The following is an 18720-nucleotide window of genomic DNA, read 5'->3' as shown; positions in this document are numbered from 1 at the left end:
GCAGTGGGCAGTAGTCAGTGGGCAGTAAGCAGTAAGCAGTAAGCAGTAAGCAGTGGGCAGTTAAGAGTAGTATAAAGGCAAGATAAAATGATGTTCAAAACATTAAAAGCATATCAAAAAGGGTTTCAACTGGCCATGGCGGTTTTCGAGGTGACCAAAACATTTCCGAAAGAGGAGCGCTTTGCTCTAATAGATCAGATCCGAAGAAGTTCCCGGTCGGTATGCTCAAATTTGGCGGAAGGGTATCGAAAACGATTGTATATAAAACACTTCACGGCAAAACTATCCAATGCGGATATGGAGAACACCGAGACTCAGGTTTGGTTGGATTTTGCACTTACCTGCGAATATATTTCCAAGGACGTTCATGATCAATTGTACGAACAATCATTGGAGATAGGAAAGCTTTTGGGATACATGATTCAGCATCCTAATAAATTCAATAACAGATGAAGAATGTTTTTAAGTCAGTAGAAGGTAGTAGGCAGAAGGTAGTAGGCAGTCGGCAGTTTTCAGTCAGCAGTGGGCAGTTTTCAGTGGACAGTATGCAGTGGGATGTATGCAGTTATTTTAGAAAAACCTTAAAAATACTGCTCTTTGTTTACTGCTATCTGCTAACTGTAACAGCATCCGCCCAAATCTATCCGGTACAGGCCACGCCCCAAATAGTGCCGCCCTACAGTTTTAAACTGTCCGATTACACCACGACCACCCAAGAAAAACTGTTTTTGAACCTTCTGTTGACCGATGCCCAGGAATCGGGAAGGCAGGTGCGATTGAAACTCTTCGTTGAAGGCCCCGGCATCAATTTCCAGTCCACGGACTTTGTTTCCGGTGCACTGCCCATTGTCCTTAACGGGGGAATCAACCTACGCCTGACCAATCTGGACCTGCAGCCCTATTTTAAACCGGAGAATCTGGTGGGAATCGGTCCCAAACAGTACAGCGGACAGCTGCCCGAAGGGCAGTACCGTTTCTGTTTTGAGGTGTACGACCAATTTTCTGGCCAGCGGATATCCAACCGCAGTTGTGCCCATATATTTTTGGTGCTCAACGACCCGCCCCTGCTCAACGTTCCCTTCCGTGGCGACGTGGTCACGGCCCGGCAGCCACAGAACATCATTTTCAACTGGACGCCAAGGCACATCAACGCACCCGCAGTACAGTACGAGTTCACCCTAAAGGAACTGTGGGACACGGGCATGGACCCACAGGCCGGCTTTTTTGCCGCACCGCCACTGTACCGGACCACCACCTTTGCCAATACGCTGCACTATGGTCCCGCACAGACGCCCCTTTTGGAGGGCAGTACCTACGGCTGGCAGGTCAGGGCCTTTGTGAGCGATGGCTTTACCGAGACCTCCCTGTTCCGCAACAACGGATTGAGCGAGATCTACCACTTTACCTACCGGACCGATTGCCCACCGCCCCGGTTTGTGCTCTCCAAGGCCGAGAACTCCCAGACCGTAAAGATCAATTGGCAAATGGGCGAGCACTTGCGCTACCGGGTACAGTACCGCAAAAAAGGCTTTGGGGAAGATGATTGGTTCGGGCTATGGTCACGGACGAACGAGGCCACCATCCGCAACATGGAAGCGGGCACCGTGTACGAGTTTAGGATAGGTGGGGACTGCAACCCGATCCAAGCTTCGCAACAAGTGGGAGATGAGGGATTGGCCTATTCCGCGATACACGAGTTCACCACACCCACCGAGGACGAGATGGCCTACTACAATTGTGGCATCCCGCCCGAGATTGAAATTGCCAATCAAGAGCCTTTGCCGCAACTGGATCCTTATGAAGTATTCACGGCGGGGGACTTCCCAATTGTCGTCAGAGGGGTATCGGGAAACAACGGCTACTTTACAGGTTGGGGCTATATCACCTTGCCGTTTTTGGAAAAATACAAGGAAGTGATTGATGCAGCAAATATTGTTAGTGGGGGAGAAGTGAACATTGGCAAATTCAGCCGTATACGGGTGGAGTTCGAGAACATTAAGATCAACACCGATTACCAGTTGGTGGAAGGCATGGTGGAAACCAGCTATGATGCAGAATGGTCTGGGATTGTGGATGTGGATCAGGCGATTGAGGATATAAAAATGACTTTGGCTCAATTGGTCGAGTTGCTATCAAACATTGGTATTGATAGTGCCACACGAGAGAACATCAAAACGTTGACCGAAATGATGGTGCAACAAGCTCAAGAAGAACTACCACAACCCATCGCTGAAAAACTACAGGCAGCCACTGAAAAGATGAACGCTGCTAAAGAACAGTATGATTTAGCGATTGCAGGTGGAAATCAAGAATTGGCCGATCAAGCAAAAAATGATTTTAAAGCCGCACAGAGCGAACTTAAAGATGCAGAGAAGGAACGGGACGATTTCTTAAAGGCGTATGCTTCCATCATCAAAGATGCTTTAAAGAAAATTGTGAGTGAAAGTGAAGATAATTTGAATAATGGATTGCATCAATTTGGTGAAGAAAGCATTGTAGTGACCGAAACGGGTGAAACCTTGGATTTGAACGCTCCCTGGTTGGACCAATTAAACAATGTGTTGCAGCCAGTTGCAGCTAACACTAGTGAACAGGATTTGCTAAAACATTTTGAATATGAACGTTGGCAGATGTTGAACTATATATCCACAAACCTGCAAACAGACGAAGGCACCCAAGAACTGGGCAATTTATTGGAGAATGAAGGAGAGAAGTTAGGTATTTATATCTACAACCGATTGGAAGAGAACGCAAAAAGAAGTGAACTGATTTTTGAAGTTAAAGAAATACTCATAGAAACCATTACAGAAAAAATAGCCCTATCTACCAAACTCTTTTAGAAAATGAAAAACTTAACCTTCTTTGCCCTATTATGTTGGGGCTTTTTATGCCATGCGTCCCCTACCCCTAAGGATACCATTTACACCAGTATGGAAACCTTGATGAGGGAAGTAAAAACCACGAAAAAGAAAACGGCCACCTATTATCTTCATCTTTCCACCTCAGATGACAAGGAAGTAAAAGTACGTATAGATTTAAAGCAGATAGATGCTGAAATACCTCTTTACAAATCGGAATCTTTTGACATCAAGAAATTGATGGCTCTTAAAGAGGAGAGCTTAACCCAACCCAACCAAAAGTTGGAAATCATTGATAGTAAGTCAAAGGAATGGAAGCGGCTGACAAACGAAGCAAACGCCTTGACCAAGGAACTTAATGCTCTAAAAGCAGATACGTTGTCTCTTGATTCCACGGCCATTGCGAAGGCAGAAGCAGATTTACAAGATAAAATAAAGGATTTTAAAAAGGTCGATGCGGAAGTGACAAAATTATTCAAAGAATACGAAGCTATGATGGACAACCTTATGGGGAACTTGCGCACGCAGTATAATGAACGTTTGGTTATGGCTATGGCGGAAGCCTATGAAAAAATTGAAAATAAAGAAACAACTTTTAAGAGTGTTGACGATGATGGAACTTTCTGGGATATACGTTTGGACCTTCTCAAAATTGATGCAACACGGGAAATGAAAATACCACGCCGTAGAGCTGGAGGAGGTGAGACGACCGAACAGATTAAAGCGGGAAAGCTCTATTACCTTTTGCATTTTGCAGAATTTGGAGCTTGGTATGAGGAGGATGAGGTTAAGAAGGTGTTTAGTGCCATAAAGTTGAGCGAATTTCATATAAACCCCTATCTGGTGGATAAACAATTTGGGCTGGTCTGTGATGATCAGTACCGCACACAGCACTATATAAATAGTGTGGTGGATTATAAGAATTATACAGGAGGTATAATTGAAAAAGATGACTCAAAGTTTGAAGACATTTTTTTAGAAGATGTACAATGGGTAAGCCAAATTGATAATATGTATAAAGGAACAAGTTGTTGGAAATGGGCTTGTTGTAATCGAGCTAGCAATGAAATTTTAAAAAGAAGTGGAACTGGCACAGATAGATCTAAGCAGGTTGTCATTGCTCAAAGCTCTCAACAGGATTGTGGAAACATTACAATGAAAAGCAAAGAAGAATTTGAGGAAGGAATTAATATTTTAAAAACCTCCTTAAAAGAACATAAGTTGCCAATATTGATAGGGGTTCATCATCCTAAAGCTATTAAAAACAAGGATAAAGATATTATTGGTTGGAAAGAAGAATGTTCAGGGAATACTCCTAGTATAACAAATCATTATGTAGTTGTTGTTGGAATGGGTTATGATGAACAAAGGGAGCAAAACTATTTTAGATTTTATGAGGTGGGAACATCTATCTTGGGAAAAGGAACAAGTACAAATAACAAACTATATTTAGATGAAAACTTGAAAATTTTAAAGGGAACCACAGAATACAAATCAACCCCTGAATACTATTATATAACTACAGAAATAAGAAAAAATCATGAAAAATCATACTGAAAAATCATACAGAATGAACTACTTAATATTAATTGTTTTAATATTTACTCTAGGCTGTTCTTCCCATGCACAGGAAGAATCCTTTAAAAACAAAATTTCTGATGAACAATTTAGAGAAATAATCAATGGAATAAGTAAGATTAAAGATTATGGAATGAACAATTATCGATTTACAGATTTAAATAAACCTAAATCGGAAGGTGACGGTTATGAGTTTAACCAAATGCAGAGCGAGAAGTATCTCGGTTTTCCAAAGGATAGTCTTTATGATCGAGTAGAGTACTATAACCACGATGAGGATATTCGAACTTATGGTGAGACAAAGGAAATATTTCCCTACTCATGGATTAAGTCATTTTTGTCTGAAAATTTGGTGTCTCTATTTGTTGCCAAGTCTAACGGTGTTAACGATGGGGATTTAGATATGTATTATCTATTCATTTTGGATTACGAGGGAAAACTTGTAGATCATATTATCTTATCCAAACAAATGATAACGTATGATGGTATTCGACCAAACCATTTTGGTTTTTTAGATAAGAACCATTTTAATAGGTATATCTATGATTCGCGTGAAATACATAATGGTAAAAAAGTGACATTTGATAATTTCTGCATTATTGAGAAGTATGAAATAGATAATAATGGAAAAATAAATCTATTGGAAACCATTCAACGAGATTTAAACGATGACCCTAAATTGAATTATGGTAGATACTTGGACTTAAAAGAAATCCCTAGCGATGATCCAATGAGAAAATTTATTGAGTGATTTCACCGCTAGCGCGAGGACCCTCGCTAGCGCGAGCCTCTTGGCTCGTGCCCTAAACCGTGATTAAGCATAAAAAAATGATTGAACATATATGAGCCGTAAGTACAAATTCCGCAATCCAGAGGCAGCTTACTTGGTGGGCTTTGCCCGACATTGGCATAATTAAAATTAAATATCTATCATGATCTAACACCAAAAACAAAGCGCAGCATAACCCTCAAATCAATTTTCTTCCAAAAAGGAGTATGGGAGAAAATAACTAGTAACCATTAAAAAATTTACTTATGCTACGTAAAAATTATGCAGTACTTCATCGAGAAAAGCGTTGTAACGCTAAAATACAGGCCAAGTTCTGTTTTTCAGTACTAATTGTCCTTTTGACGCTATTTTGTTCATGCAGCAAGGATGATCCAAAGGAACAAGAAGTAATAGTAACTGTCCAAACTGAAGATAAGACCTTCACAATTGATGAGAACCCTACGGAAAACCAATCAATAGGAACTGTACCCGGCACAACAAATAAAGGGAGTGTAACATTTTCCATTATCGAACAAATACCTGTTGGTGCTTTTAGTATTGATCCTAAAACAGGTCAATTATATGTGGATAAGACTTCCATTTATGATTTTGAAACAAACACCAGTATTACCGGAAGAATAAAGGTGGAAAATGGAAACATTTCTAAAGAAAGTGCCATTGTTATCACCATAAATGATGTGGACGAAGATATATTCGTTGGTAGTGTTGAGTTAAGAAATCAAGAAGAGGTAGATGAATTTGGCCTTAAGAAGTATAGGGAAATAACAGGGGATTTTAAAATAGGATATGACGAGGATTCTGAAAGCCCTATCGTTGATTTATCCAGTTTAAAAACAATAGAAGCGATCGGAGGTACTTTGTGGGTATCTGGAACTACTATTCTAAAATCTCTGGAAGGGTTAAATATTGTATATGCTTATAAGTGTGTTATTTCCAGCAATACAGAAATGGAGGATATAAGTTCCCTACAAGGTATTATGGTCAATAGTTTCATTAACGTAAGTTATAATCCTAAAATAACCTCACTTGGTGTTTTTTCCGATATTGAAAGTTTGGAAAGTGGAATTGAAATCACAGAAAACAATTCCCTAACAAGCTTACAAGGATTCAATAATTTGATTTCGACAGGAGGGGGTATAAAAATTGCTCAAAACGAGAACTTGAACAATGTTTTTGATTTGAATTCCCTCACAACGATTGGAGGCTCCCTGTTCTTTAACAATAACCCTAACCTTATCAACTTGAATGGATTGAATAATCTTCAAACGGTGGAAGGTGATTTATGGTTATTTAGAAACGAACATCTTTTTGATATTAATGGGCTTCACAATTTGACTTTTGTAGGAGGGGATTTGTTTATTAATAATTGTTTCAATTTACAAAATATTGAAGGGCTGGCAGGTATAACTTCATTGAAGCATTTAAAATTATATAATTGTAAATCTCTACAGAATTTAGACGGTTTGGTAAATCTAGTTTCTTTGACAGAGCGCTTAACAATCCAAAATAATGAGAAATTGAACGATTTTTGTGGACTTAAAACGATATTCAATAATGGTTTTTCAGGTGTGTATACAGTAACGGAAAATTTATTTAACCCAACAGTTGAAGATATGCTAAATGATAATTGTAGTAACGAATAGGTTCAATATGATTTAAAATATAATAACAAAACGCAGCATAACCCCAAATCAATTTTCTTCCAAAAGGAAGTATGGAAGAAAACAACCATTAACCATTTAAAATTTACTTATGCTACGTAACAATTACCTAATGCTACTATTGGCATTGTGCATTACCACCACTTATGCCCAAGAAAAACTCTGGGAAATCAATTTAAATGAAAAACTCTACAAAGTAGGCTGGATAGAACAGACCAACGATGGTCTTATCTTGGCCGCGGGTGCCAAAGGCCTTATGGCTTTGGACAATAATACTGGAGCCGAAGTTTGGTATAACGAAACCCTTAAAGCTGTGGACCGAAATTCTTTTATGAGCCTCCCTGAATTGCCTATGTTTTATGCCGAATACGCCCCTGTTATTGGAAAAACCAGAGGTGTTCTCGTGAACTCCAGTAATGGGGAAATTTTATTTGATACCAAGGAAAGTGGACACAAAGTAAGGGGATTTACCATTTATCCGGAACAGGCCATGGTCTTGTTTGAATTGATACAAGATAAAACAAGGTATCTCATGAAATTCAGTCTTAGGACCTGGAAGGAAGAATGGATGGCCCCTGTTGGAAAAAACAAGGAAAATCTTTTGCAAAAAGCCTTTGGGGGAGTCTCGTTTGTAGATCATGAACCACAGTTCGACCAAAATGGAAACATGATCATAGGCATAGATGACCAAATCTATTCAATAAACCCAAAAGATGGAAGTCAACTGTGGCAGTATGAAGCTGATAAAAAAATCAAGGCCTTGGTGTATTCTGCCATTAGCAATAGCATCTATGTAGGTGTGAAGAAATCCAATAAGCTAACCATCCTTGATCCCAGCTCCGGAGAAGATATTACCCCGGGAAAATTAAAACTACGGGGATACATGATCGATTTGGTCCAGGATGATGACAGCGACAACTTGATATTGGTGGAATCCGAAGGGTTTAATATTCTAGACCCCAATACCAATACGCTTTTATGGAAAAAAAGCTATAAGATCGATCCCTTAACAGAGGTGATTCCCAACGGTACCGACTTTATCGCTGTGGGCAAGGGAGAAAAAGTTAGTTTAATGGATAGGGTAGATGCAAGCGGCAAGAAAGTTTGGGACACCAAAATAGGGGGCTATGCATACTACACTAGCTTAACGGACAAAGGTGTAATGTACATTTCTACCGAAAGATCCAACATTATAGACTACGAAAAAGGAAAGGATGTTTGGAAAAAAGATGTAAAGTTCCGTTCCATACCGGCAGTAACTTTTGATGAACAAGAGGACAAAGTTGTCATTTTTGAAAATGGAAATGGATACAAGTTCGATTTGAAAACAGGTGATATCTATCTTTTTGCCGAGAATATTGATTTGGAAAAAGTATCCAAAAAAACACCATTGCAAGCTGAGTATGTTCGAAATGAAGGCTATTTTTTGTTTACCGACCAGCATGTATCACTGTTGTCAAATCAAGGTAAATTGGTCTACACGGATTATTATGAACCCCCTTCGACCACAGATGCACTAATGGCCTTGGGGAATTTTGCCGGAAGCGCATTTTTAGGAGTGGATTTGGATATTGCCGGCTCCATTGAAAACATTAACATGCTTACCGATTTGTCCAACGGAGTATATCGAAATAGCTTGGACCAGAATGGGGCAGGGCAACAAACATCTTTGGTTGCTGGACTTTATGTGGATGATGGTCATACCATGCAACCTGTCCTGGAAGTAACCAAAACGCGCTATTTTAATTCAAAACAGACTCGAGACCATCATTTTTTGGTGACCAAAATAAAAAGTGAGACCGCTCCGACCAAACATTCCATTTTGATGGTAAATAAAGCCACAGGGAAAATAGAAAAGACCATTGATGTAATGGACAAAACCCCAAATTACCTTGTTGATGATGTTGACAGTAGGGTATTTATCAATCAAAATAACGAATTGCTGACGTCTTATCAGTTTTAAAACCGGAGCCTTTTTTAAACATTGCTTATCTACTCTTGAGCAAGGAACAAACCAGTTTCAACCTCAAGAGTAGAATACTGCTTGAATTTGCAAATGCCTCCCAATCTTCTACTAGTCCATGTCCTTATATTGTATAAAAACATCTTGGCTCACGCTGTTATTTTTCTTTTTTGTTACCGTAGCACTGGCCCAAACAGTCGACTTGGAGACCTTGGGCAAAGGCAAGGCCTTTAAACTGGGTGGTGGAATTTCTTCCAATGGTGTATTTTACCATGCCAACCAAGAACAGGGCAGGCAACCATTCACCTACTTTTTGCAGGGCAACCTCAATATATCTTTTTACCAGTTCAGTATGCCCATCAGTTACAGTTATTCCAATCAAGGGGACCAACTCAACTATAATTTACCATTTAATTTAAATAGATTGAGCCTACACCCAAAATACAAATGGATTCAGGGACATATTGGAGACGTAGCCATGAGTTTTTCCCCATATACTTTGAACGGACACCAATTTACAGGGGGAGGAGTGGAGCTCACCCCGAACGGACCCTGGAAAGTAAGTGCCATGGCGGGCCGATTGTTAAAAGCAACTGAGTTTGATGGTGGGGAACAGACCCTGCCGGCTTTTCGGAGGATGGGCTATGGACTAAAAGTAGGATATGAACAGGAAAGATACAGTGCAGGGGTTATTGCGTTTTATGCAAAGGATGCTATAAATTCCATTGGTTATGTTCCGGATGAGCAGCATGTGACGCCCAAAGAAAACATGGTGTTGAGTTTGGAGGGATCCTATAAAATATTGGAAAATTTGGAAGTTAATACTGCTTATGCCACATCAGGCATGACCCAGGATTTACGGGCTGATAAGTTTAAAGGCGGTCAAGGAAATCTAGCAGGCTTTTTTTTAAACGATAGAATTTCCACGGAGTACTTTGATGCCATCCGCGCGGGATTGGACTACAGTTTTGATACATCCACTTTGGGGATAACATATGAGCGCATTGCACCCGGATATGAAACGCTGGGCACCTATTTTTTCAACAACGATTTTGAAAACATTACGTTGAACACAGGAACAGTTCTGTTTGATAATAAACTCAACTTGGCGTTTAATATCGGATATCAACGGGATGACCTTAAAAATAATAAAGAACGTTCCATGTATAGAACGGTAGGTTCTTTAAATGCCAACTATAACCCTTCAGAAGTACTGACGATAACAGGCTCTTATTCCAACTTCACCACATTCACCAATGCCAAAGTGGACCAGTTTGAAGTGATAAATGATGACAATTTACTCGATAATCAATATGATATGCTGGATTATAAGCAATTGGCACAAAATGCAAATATCAACATCAACTATTTGCTTTCCAAAAGGGAAGATGTGCATCAAAACTTAAATGTCAACTATGCTTTGGCCGATGTGTCCAATGCTGAAGATGGAGTAGTCCGGATAGGGAACGCTTCAACCTTTCACAACGGTAATATTTCATACACTTTGGGATTTCCAAATCGAGAAATGAATATTACATCTGCCCTAAACGGCACAATTAATACCATTGGCATGGAAAATGCATCAACCTGGGGCCCTACATTAAACATCTACCACAAGTTTTTTGAGAATACTTTGATTACAAATTTCGGCGCATCCTACAACACAAGCAACTTGAGTACGGCAAATACCAATGTAACCAACATAAGGGCTAACTTGTCTTACGTGCTTAAAGAGAAACACAACTTTCATTTGAACGTAATACAATTGTTCAAAAAATTGTCAACAGGCAACACAAGCGAATTGACCCTAACATTCGGGCATAGTTATAGTTTTTAAGGCAAAAAAAGCCCTTAATTATTAAGGGCCTATTATGCAATAAGAGTGTTGGATGCTAGTCTGCAGCCTTGTCCACAACCAGTCGGGTTGACCTATTGGCAATTTCCCACGCTGTGTGGAAAATCAATCGGGCACGGTTTTCCAACAGATCATAATTTATTTTGTCCGGGGTATCGCTGGGTCGGTGATAATCCGCATGCGTCCCGTTAAAATAAAAGATGATCGGAATATTGTTTTTCGCAAAATTGTAATGGTCACTTCGGTAGTAAAAACGGTTGGGATCGTTTTCATCATTGTATTTGTAATCAAATTCAATGTTGGCGTATTTTCTGTTTACCTCTTCCGATAAATCATGGAGTTCGGTACTCAATTTATCCGATCCGATCAAGTACAAATAATTTCTGGATCCCTGGTAATCGGGGTCGATTCTACCGATCATATCGATGTTCAAATTGGCCACTGTTTCTTCCAACGGGACAACAGGTTCAATGTCGGTGTAATATCTGGAGCCCAACAATCCCTTTTCCTCTCCGGTCACATGAAGAAATACAATGGAACGTTTTGGTCGCGCTCCGGCATCAACGGCCTCTTTAAAGGCTTGTGCAATTTCCAAAAGACCAACAGTACCTGAACCATCATCGTCGGCACCATTGTTTATTTGGCCATCCGCTGTAATTCCGATATGGTCCAAATGCGAAGAAATCACAACATACTCGTTGGGTTTTTCACTTCCCCTCAATAGGGCAACCACATTTTCAGAGCTAATGGTATCGTTTCCACTGGTCACATCCAATTTCACGTCGGCCTGTACCATGGCTGGTTGGTGGTTTTCGGTAATATCCGATTTTAAGGCACTGGCCGATTTTTCATCCAAAATGACCAAAATATTTTCGGATCGGTCTGCAGCAAGCTCCATGCGTCCCGAATTATTGGTCCGCATATAAGAGAAATAGCCTTTGTACCGTGGAAAATTGGTGGGGTCAAAATACAGAATCCCTTTTGCTCCCTTTTCAAGGGCCAACTCCGCTTTTTTGCCCATTCCTTCGGACATGTTTCCCCATGCCGATTTTTCATCGGTACCGGAAATGATGTAGTTGCCATCGGCATCCATGGGCTCACCGGCGACGGCGAGAACCAACTTCCCTTCCACATCCAAGCCGGTGTAATCGGAATAATCCCCTTCTTCAACTCCGTAACCCACATAGGCGATATCGGTAAAATATCCTTGTGCGGCACCAAAAGTGATCACATGTTCACCTAAAGGAAAATCGGTGTTGTTAATGGTGATTTTTCCCTGTGGTGCCTTGGAAACTTCGAGTGGCACTTCCTGAAAATAGTCACCATTTTCTTTGGCCGCAGGAATGTTGTGCGATTGGTAAAATGATCGAATGTATTCAACAGCCTTTTTTTGTCCGGGCTTTCCGGTTTCCCGTCCTTCAAATTCGTCCGAAGCATAGGTATACAATAGGGCCTTTAGATCCTCTTGGGTTATGGTTTCTGCAAAAGGGACAGGGTCAACAACTGGAGTTGCCTTTGGCGCTTCCGTAACCGTTTTTTGCGGGGTATTGCAAGCCATCGCAAGTCCCAAGAGAAATAATGCTGTTTTTTTCATGTATGGATTGTTTTCAAAATTTCCCAAAAATAGGTAAAAGATTACGAAAGAAATGGAAGGGAACTTATTTACTTTCGACTGGCTTTATGTAACTTGGCTCCTTGTTTTTTAGAGGTATTTCTAACCCCAAAACTAATCGGTAAATGGGCAATTCTAAAAAAGTGATCGTAGTTGGCGGCGGTATCGTTGGGCTGTCCACAGCCTATTTTTTGCACAAAGAAGGGCATCAGGTAACGGTGTTTGATAAATCCGGAATTGATTCCGGTGCATCGTTCGTCAATGCAGGTTACTTAACCCCCAGTCATATTATTTCCTTGGCCGCACCCGGTATGATCAACCAAGGCCTCAAATACATGTTCAATTCGGCCAGTCCGTTCTACATGAAACCTAGACTAGATCTCGATTTTATAAAATGGGCATGGTACTTTAAAAAATCATCCACTAAGGAAAAAGTGGATAAGGCGATGCCAGTGATCCGCGACATTAACCTTTTGAGCCGTGATTTGTTCGAACAGATTCAAACCTCAGGGGATTTGGGCGATTTTCAGATCGGGGATCGGGGATTGCTCATGTTGTACCAGACCGATGGTGCCCGTGACCATGAATTGGAAGTAATGGAAAAAGCCAAACCCTTAGATCTTATAGGTAGAGTTTTGGATAAGGAGGAGTTGAAGGCTTTGGAACCAAATGTGGATATCAATGCCAAAGGAGCCATTCTTTGGGAATGTGATCGACATACTACACCGCCTCTAATTATGGCCAAAATGCTGGCATATTTGGAAAAAAGCGGGGTGTCCATCCATAAAAATGAGGCTGTTTTGGATGTTACCGTGACCCATGGGCGAATAACGGGTCTAAAAACTGAAAGGACAGCATACCAAGCTGATGAATATGTTTTGGCCGCAGGATCATGGACCTCGGACTTGGGCAAAAATTTGGGCCTGAAACTGCCATTGCAAGCAGGCAAGGGCTACAGAATAAACATGGAAGCGCCCACTGGTATAACCATGCCAGCCATTTTAATGGAACGAAAAATTGCCGTTACGCCCATGGAAGGCTTTACTCGGTTTGCAGGTACCATGGAGTTTTCGGGAATTAACCATAAAATAAGAAAAGAGCGGGTGGAAGCCATAGCACAAGGCGTGGAACAGTACTACGCAGGTTTGAAGGTTTCGGAAGCGGACAAGAACAATGCCCAATGTGGATTGCGACCCGTTTCGCCAGATGGATTGCCCTATATTGGAAGACCGAAGGCTGTTAAAAATGTAGTCGTAGCCACAGGGCATGCCATGATGGGGTGGAGTCTTGGACCCGCAACGGGCAAAATGGTGACCGAGTTGATTTCGGGAGATAAAACTGCGATGGACATAGCGCCGTTCAATCCGGATAGGAAATTTTGAAAGATACTTTCTCCTTCAAGAAATTTTGGGCATAGAGTGTGCTATATATTTTTTAGTTGCCTTATTAAGAACTAATTTTACAGTATGAAAATGCTTCGCTCCACACTCACCATTCTTTCTTTATTCCAAGTAGCCGGGATTTGGGCACAAGAAGTCAAGATTTTTTCTTTGACCGATTTTGACCTAAAAGGGAAGGTCAAATCCTGTTTGGTCATCACCGATTATGGACGTGAACTTTTTGAGTTCAATGAAGAGGGCTTTTTAACCAAGACCATCACCCAATACAACGAAACAGACCAAGATATTACGTATTACAAATACAACCAAGGTGAATTGGTGGAGAAGCGCATGGAAAGCTACAAAAACAATGCCCTGGACGAGTCCACTTCCATGGCCAATTTTTACACCATCGATACCGTTCCGACCAGAAAAGTGGTGGAGGATATTGTTTCCTATGACAAACAGTTTTTAGAAAGGGAGGAATATCAATATGATGACCAAGGAAAGTTGGTACGGATTATATCTTCCAATGTTGATGGCGTGGACGAGACCACATTTCAATATACACCCTTTAAAAACGAACTTACGGTGAGTACGTTCACCAATGGCATATTGGAAAAATCGGTGCGTACTTCCGAAAGAAAATCTGCTAAAGGTAATCACAAGGTGGTATTGACCAAGGAATATTTGGATGGGGAACCCAACCGGGCCACCGAAGAAGTGTTCAATGAAAATGGACGTTTATTGACCACAGAGAATTTCTTGTATGATATCAGTCAAAAGGAATTTGTATCGCAAAAAAAATTCTTCTACAGTTATAAAGATGGTGTGTTGGATAAAGTAACCACTAAGACCTTGAACACAGAAGCAGTCGATTCCTATATCTTCCAGTTTGATAACCACAGTCCTAAAAACTGGGTCAAACAAATCGTTACCCCAGATAACAGTTACACTACGCGTGTTATCAAGTACTACCCTGAAGAAGAAGTCAACGCTGAGGCAAACAAGTAGGGGTTTGGATTAATTCAGCAAGTCATGGATCAGGTTTGGTTTTACCCCGTGTCCACCCGTAAAAGTGATGATTTCTGCCTTGCCTTTGAATAGAGTTTCAATTTTTCGTTTTTCCATTAGTAACCGATCAGGGGTCAAAAATTCATCGGCATCACCATATACCAATTTAATTTTGGTCGTATCGAAGTCCACAAATGCCAAATCATCTTTGGTGAGTTCATTTGGGATTCCACCAGCGTACAAAATAACTTGTCTACAAGATCTTTTGGAGTTGGCCCACCAACGCGTTGCCACAGAAACACCTTGGGAAAACCCAAATAAAATAAGGTTTAGGTTTTCAGGCAGCTTTTCGGCTTCCAGGACAGCTTCAATGTAAGCGAGCACATTATTGATGTCCATTGTGGTGTTCTCCTTGGTCAGCCAACTGGCCCCAACGTATTTGTACTCGTTTTTTAAATAATATTTGGATGGAGCCTGTGGTACGATCAAATAATTTTCCTCTGGATCCAATCCATCAAAATACTTCACAAAAAACCGGCTAAGGTAACCTATGCCATGAAAGACCAACCAAACATTCTTGGTCTTTTCAGTAATTTGGTTTTGTGTCAGGTAGGTATTTTCAGTGGTATAGGTAACGGATTTTTCCAAGTGGGGCATAATCAAGAAAGCTTAATTCGGTTTTGCAAATGCTTTGTGTAATTTTACAAAAAATACAAGGATGAACGAGCACAAAGAGAAAATTCTGTCCATTTGCAATCAGATTACCAAGGATACGTTAATGGAAACCTTGGATATCACCTACATTGATGTGGGGGAGAATTTTCTATTGGCACAAATGCCCGTTACCCCAAAGGTGCATCAACCCGACGGTGTCTTGCATGGCGGAGCTTCTGTGGCTTTAGCCGAAAGTGTTGGCAGTGCGGCCTCCTATATTTTTTTGGATGCAAAGGAGTTCTTTGTCCGAGGTATCGAAATAGCCGCCAATCATGTAAAATCCATAAAAGAGGGATATGTGTATGCCAGGGCATCACTCTTGCACAAAGGTCGGACAACCCAGTTATGGGAGATTAAGATCACCGATGGGGAGGGGAATTTGATCTCCAACTGCAAATTGACCACTATTGCTTTACCCAGAAAATAAGTAGACATCCCCTATGTTTGATAATATTGCCACTGCCTTGCAAAAAGGTCTTCCGTTTTGTACCTATCGAAAACCGCACGATACCATTGTGACCGGTGTTTTTCAACAGGACAAGATGTTGGTACTTGCTGATGATTTTACGGGAAGTGGATTTGTTTTTGCGCCCTTCAACAAAACATCGGGAGCCATCCTAATCAGACCGGATAAGCTTTTGTCGGTCGATGTCACCCCTGAAATCACAATTGAAAACAAACCAGTCGAGGTTTCTGAAGAGGGAAAGCAAGGTCATTTGGAACTGGTGGAAAAAGGCATTTTGGAAATCAAAAAAGGGAACCTGATCAAGGTGGTCCTTTCCCGAAAAATAGAGGTGGAAACGACCAAAACACCAATTGCGTTGTTCCAAAACATGTTGGCTCAATACCCAACTGCATTTTGTTATCTGTTCCATCATCCTAAAGTGGGGATATGGTGTGGCGCCACCCCAGAAACTCTTATGGCTATTGATCACGGAAAACTACGTACCATGTCACTGGCTGCCACCATGCCGGTAGTTGGGAATTCTGACCCACAATGGGGCGCTAAAGAGCGAGAGGAGCAGCAAATGGTTTCAGATTATATCGAATCCAATTTGTTGCCATTAACGGAATCCCTTCAAATAAGCCAAGCAAAATCCGTGAAAGCAGGAAGCCTCTGGCATTTACGTTCCGATGTGGCCGGCAAGATGGCTGAGGGGATAACCTTGTCCAATGTTTTGCATGCCCTGCACCCGACTCCTGCGGTATGCGGTATTCCTACGGTTCCTGCCAAGGAATTCATTCTGAATAATGAGGGTTACGACCGTTCTTTTTACACTGGTTTTTTGGGTGAATTAAACCTCAAGACCCAAGGCGAGGCAACATTTTTTGTCAACCTTAGATGTATGGAATTGATAGGGAACAAGGCCCATATTTTTGTTGGAGGCGGCATTACAGAAGCTTCCGATCCGGAAAGCGAATGGACGGAGACCCAAAACAAGAGCCGTACCATGCTGAACATCCTGTAAGAAGTTGTTCCTAGGTTAGGGGAATAGGTAATTCAGATGTATTTTTGTAGTCCATGATGTACTCAGATATTCCCGCTGCACAGACCTTGGTACTTCAATTTAAAGCCAAGGGAATAAAACACATTGTAATTTCACCTGGATCACGGAACGCTCCGTTGACCATCAGTTTTACCAAACATCCATTTTTCGAATGTTACAGCATTGTTGATGAACGATGTGCTGCATTTTTTGCATTGGGTATGGCACAACAAACAGGGGAGCCCGTTGCCGTGGTCTGCACCTCCGGAAGTGCATTGTTGAATTATTATCCAGCCATAGCCGAGGCATTTTATAGTGATATTCCATTGATTGTGGTTTCGGCAGATCGTCCTAGCTACAGAATCGATATTGGCGATGGACAGACCATCCGTCAGCAAAATGTATTTGAAAAACATATTGGGTATTCGGCCAATTTGAAACAGGATGTATCCCATGCGGCACATTTGGTGGCGAAGTATGGCAAATCGTTGTTGAGGGATAGCCAAGAATCCATCCAATCCTTTAACGAGCAAGAAATTGTTAGGGCCATTGCCACTGCAACGGACAATAAAGCGCCTGTACATATTAATATACCCTTTGAGGAGCCTTTGTACGGTAGGGTAGAAGAACCATCCATAACCTTGGGAGAAGTAAAATATAAGCAAGAGGAAGAACTTGGTAATGTGGACTGGTCTGAACTATCTGAACTATGGCGGAAGAGTACCAAAAAAATGATTTTGGTGGGTGTGAATCCTCCCAACGCTTTGGACGAAACCGTCATTGAGCATTTGGCTTCGGATGGTAACACCTTGGTATTTACCGAAACCACCTCCAACCTACACCATCCCGAATTCTTTCCCAGCATCGACAGTATTGTAGCGCCCATTGAAAAGCGGCAAGACAGCGAGGCTGTTTTCATGGACCTGCAGCCCGATCTACTGATTACATTTGGCGGTCTTATCGTTTCCAAAAAAATCAAGGCTTTTTTACGAAGGCACCAGCCCAAACACCATTGGCATATTGATCCGAAAAAGGCGTACGATACGTTTTTTGGCCTAACCAAACATATACAGACCACACCCAATCATTTTTTTGGACAATTAGGTGCTGGTCCAACAGCACCGAGTCCTTATAAAGTAAAATGGGAGTCGGTAAAACGAAAATATGAGGAAAAGCGAAAGGACTATTTGAAACAGATTCCGTATTCTGATTTTACCGTTTTCGATGACATTATTGGGGCCATACCCAAAGGGTATCAAGTACATTTGGCCAATAGCTCCACGGTGCGATATGCCCAATTGTTCGCTATGGATCCATCCCTAAAGGTTTTTTGCAATAGGGGCACCAGTGGAATAGATGGCAGTACGTCTACCGCCATCGGGGCTTCTGTGCACAGTTCATCGCCCACGATATTGATTACCGGTGATCTCAGTTTTTTCTATGATAGCAATGCCCTGTGGAACAATTACCTGCGACCCGATTTCAGGATCATTCTAATCAATAATGAAGGCGGGGGAATATTCAGGATCCTGCCTGGCCAAGAAGACACCGATGAATTTGAAACCTTTTTTGAAACCCGTCACCAATTGAACGCTTCCCAATTGGCCGTGATGTACGGATTCGAATATGAAAAAGTGGCTGACCAGGATGGGTTGCGAACCAGTTTGGTTGATTTTTACCAAGATTCCGGACGTCCCAAAATTTTGGAAGTCTGCACCCCAAGAACAGTGAATAATAAAATTTTGCTTGGCTACTTCGATTTCATATCTTAGAACCTGAGCTATTACTAATAAAGAACACTAATCGATT

General features: G+C 41.3%; 14 protein-coding genes. 12 read left to right on the top strand and 2 right to left on the bottom strand.

Annotated features, from left to right (window positions below):
• Window positions 1–87 precede the first annotated feature (87 nt).
• The 7 genes from EO131_RS04040 (at window position 88) to EO131_RS04010 (ending at window position 10687) form a co-directional block, all read left to right on the top strand.
• Window positions 88–453, top strand: coding sequence for a four helix bundle protein (locus EO131_RS04040; RefSeq protein WP_127019166.1), 366 nt, complete (start codon window positions 88–90; stop codon window positions 451–453).
• On the top strand, window positions 450–2840 hold the full coding sequence (locus tag EO131_RS04035) for a hypothetical protein (protein ID WP_127019164.1): 2391 nt from the start codon (window positions 450–452) through the stop codon (window positions 2838–2840). The genes EO131_RS04040 and EO131_RS04035 overlap by 4 nt, the downstream gene beginning before the upstream one ends.
• A 3-nt stretch (window positions 2841–2843) precedes the next feature.
• On the top strand, window positions 2844–4415 hold the full coding sequence (locus tag EO131_RS04030; protein WP_127019162.1) for a hypothetical protein: 1572 nt from the start codon (window positions 2844–2846) through the stop codon (window positions 4413–4415).
• Window positions 4399–5187 carry a hypothetical protein gene (locus tag EO131_RS04025; RefSeq protein ID WP_127019160.1) on the top strand — a complete coding sequence of 263 codons (789 nt, stop codon included), beginning with the start codon at window positions 4399–4401 and terminating at the stop codon, window positions 5185–5187. Before EO131_RS04030 ends, EO131_RS04025 begins: the two co-directional genes overlap by 17 nt.
• 284 nt (window positions 5188–5471) lie before the next feature.
• Complete coding sequence (locus EO131_RS04020; protein WP_127019158.1) at window positions 5472–6869, top strand: cadherin repeat domain-containing protein; 1398 nt, start codon at window positions 5472–5474, stop codon at window positions 6867–6869.
• Window positions 6870–6978: 109 nt separating this feature from the next.
• Window positions 6979–8850, top strand: a complete 1872-nt coding sequence (locus EO131_RS04015; protein WP_127019156.1) for an outer membrane protein assembly factor BamB family protein — start codon at window positions 6979–6981, stop codon at window positions 8848–8850.
• Window positions 8851–8968: 118 nt separating this feature from the next.
• The gene (locus tag EO131_RS04010; RefSeq protein WP_127019154.1) at window positions 8969–10687 is read left to right on the top strand and encodes a hypothetical protein; all 1719 of its coding nucleotides are present in this window, start codon (window positions 8969–8971) and stop codon (window positions 10685–10687) included.
• Window positions 10688–10742: 55 nt separating this feature from the next.
• Here the strand turns inward: EO131_RS04010 and EO131_RS04005 are convergent, their stop codons facing one another.
• Window positions 10743–12299 carry a M28 family peptidase gene (locus tag EO131_RS04005; protein WP_127019152.1) on the bottom strand — a complete coding sequence of 519 codons (1557 nt, stop codon included), beginning with the start codon at window positions 12297–12299 and terminating at the stop codon, window positions 10743–10745.
• A gap of 143 nt (window positions 12300–12442) precedes the next feature.
• Between EO131_RS04005 and EO131_RS04000 the strand changes: the two genes are divergently transcribed.
• Window positions 12443–13699: an NAD(P)/FAD-dependent oxidoreductase gene (locus tag EO131_RS04000; protein WP_127019150.1), complete on the top strand. Its 1257-nt coding sequence runs from the start codon at window positions 12443–12445 to the stop codon at window positions 13697–13699.
• Between the two features lie 84 nt (window positions 13700–13783).
• A complete protein-coding gene (locus EO131_RS03995; RefSeq protein WP_127019148.1) occupies window positions 13784–14710 on the top strand; it encodes a hypothetical protein in 927 nt (308 codons plus the stop codon).
• A gap of 9 nt (window positions 14711–14719) precedes the next feature.
• Here the strand turns inward: EO131_RS03995 and EO131_RS03990 are convergent, their stop codons facing one another.
• Complete coding sequence (locus EO131_RS03990; RefSeq protein WP_127019146.1) at window positions 14720–15367, bottom strand: alpha/beta hydrolase; 648 nt, start codon at window positions 15365–15367, stop codon at window positions 14720–14722.
• A 61-nt stretch (window positions 15368–15428) separates the two neighbouring features.
• Between EO131_RS03990 and EO131_RS03985 the strand changes: the two genes are divergently transcribed.
• The 3 genes from EO131_RS03985 to menD are packed head-to-tail and all read left to right on the top strand — an operon-like array spanning window position 15429 to window position 18683.
• Window positions 15429–15851 (top strand): PaaI family thioesterase, encoded by a 423-nt coding sequence (locus tag EO131_RS03985; RefSeq protein ID WP_127019144.1) that lies wholly within the window; start codon window positions 15429–15431, stop codon window positions 15849–15851.
• Between the two features lie 13 nt (window positions 15852–15864).
• Complete coding sequence (locus EO131_RS03980; RefSeq protein WP_127019142.1) at window positions 15865–16893, top strand: isochorismate synthase; 1029 nt, start codon at window positions 15865–15867, stop codon at window positions 16891–16893.
• A gap of 53 nt (window positions 16894–16946) precedes the next feature.
• Complete coding sequence (menD, locus tag EO131_RS03975; RefSeq protein ID WP_127019140.1) at window positions 16947–18683, top strand: 2-succinyl-5-enolpyruvyl-6-hydroxy-3-cyclohexene-1-carboxylic-acid synthase; 1737 nt, start codon at window positions 16947–16949, stop codon at window positions 18681–18683.
• The last annotated feature ends 37 nt before the right edge of the window (window positions 18684–18720 follow it).

The sequence above is a fragment of the Flagellimonas beolgyonensis genome, from assembly GCF_003992615.1.
GTDB lineage: Bacteria > Bacteroidota > Bacteroidia > Flavobacteriales > Flavobacteriaceae > Flagellimonas > Flagellimonas beolgyonensis.
Note: the sequence above shows the minus strand (reverse complement) of the source record. Positions and strands in the feature narration are given on the sequence as shown.